This is a genomic window from Sphingobium sp. D43FB, from assembly GCF_002312805.1.
Taxonomy (GTDB): domain Bacteria; phylum Pseudomonadota; class Alphaproteobacteria; order Sphingomonadales; family Sphingomonadaceae; genus Sphingobium.
Map to the genome: position 1 here is coordinate 1 of NZ_NMUA01000120.1, position 1475 is coordinate 1475.

Consider the following 1475-nt stretch of genomic DNA (forward strand, 5'->3'; position numbering starts at 1 on the left):
GCTTGAACTGGGAGCAGGCGCACGGGATCATGCCCCTTGTGCGGGGTGATTTCCGATGATCGAAGCTTGTGGGTTGAAGGGGTGGGTTCGATGCGATGGGCCTTGCCCGGCGGTCAGGTGATCAGGCGGGGGATCCGGTCGAGCGCCACCTGGAGGATCTTCTGGTATGGGCAGGCTGTTGGCCATTGAATGCGGATCATGGTTTTCAGTTCGACGACGCGTGCGGCGATCTTGATGAGGCGCAGGCGCAGCGTGTCGAACTGAAGGGTGCGCCAGGCCGAGCGCCTGGGCATGGCGGCGCGCAGGCCCCACATCAGCCAGTAGGCTCCCGCGTGGAGGAACAGGCGGAACTGGTTGGCAGCGGCTTTGGTGCAGGATGTTCGGTCGGCAGCGAGGTGGTTTTTCCAGGATTTGATGTGGTTTTCGGCCTGGCCACGACGGCAATAGACCTGATCATAGAGCCAGCGCGGCGAGCCCTTTTTGAGATTGGTGACGATGAAACGTGTGTCGGCGCCTTGCTCGCCGACCTCGACGCGGGCGATGATGCGTTCGACGCGGCTCCAGCTTCGGGCGCCGTCGTGGAAAGATTTGAAGCGGCGCATCTTGCCCTCACCGGGGGCTGCCTCGAAGCGCGCTCTGGTGCTGGTTTCCAGATCGGCGATGTGGCGGCGCAGGGTTGATGTCGGCGCCACGCCCAGGATAAAATCGTGCCCGCCCGCCCGGCACCAGTCGATCACCTCGCGGCAACAATAGTGGCTGTCGCCGCGCAGCAGTATCTGTGTTCTGGGCCAATGGCTGCGGATCGCGCGCAGCAAACGGCGCAAGAAAGCCCTGATTTCCTTGCCGCCGGGCCGTTTGGCCGGGCGCAGCACGGCGGTGATGAAGCGCCCCTCGCCATCGAACACGACGATGGGCTGGAAGCCATATTCGTCGTGATGGGCGTTGAACAGGCGCAGCTGCTGGCCTCCGTGGACAGCGTCAAAGGTATCATCGATGTCCAGGATGATGCGCTTGGGCACGGTGCGGAACGAGTCGCAATATTGGTCGACCAGCGCCTGCCCCATGGCCAGCAGCGCGCGCGTGTCTGGCATGTTCTCCAGCCGCGAGATCGTCGGCTGCGAGCACAAGGTCTGGCCCGAAGGCGTCACATCGAGCGCCATTCTGAACATCGGGTCGTGGCGTAGGCTGGCCGCGTCATTGCCATCCTCATAGCCCGCAGCGATCATCATCAGGCGAAAACGGATCATGTCGGCCAGGCTGTGGGTGATGCGATCGGGCGCGCGCGGGTCCTTGATGCAGGCCGCAAGGCGATCGGCTACGGCAAGCCGCTGTTCGACCTCGCGCAGCAGCACCAGGCCGCCATCCGAAGAGAGCATGCCGCCGTCAAATCTAGCGTCCAAACGCTTGCCAGAAACGGGTGACAAACCGGTCAGGGGCAGCGTAGGATCGTCCATGGTGGGTGTGGCTCTCCAGAA

At 63.5% G+C, this 1475-nt stretch carries 1 protein-coding gene; it reads right to left on the reverse strand.

The features are described from left to right. Positions 1 to 113 precede the first annotated feature (113 nt). Positions 114 to 1454: an IS1380 family transposase gene (locus SxD43FB_RS23530; RefSeq protein ID WP_096064156.1), complete on the reverse strand. Its 1341-nt coding sequence runs from the start codon at positions 1452 to 1454 to the stop codon at positions 114 to 116. Between the last annotated feature and the right edge of the window lie 21 nt (positions 1455 to 1475).

What these genes read in the sequence shown, in the direction of transcription:
- SxD43FB_RS23530 (WP_096064156.1), bottom strand. Translation starts at nt 1,454, where the DNA reads ATGGACGATCCTACGCTGCCCCTGACCGGTTTGTCACCCGTTTCTGGC.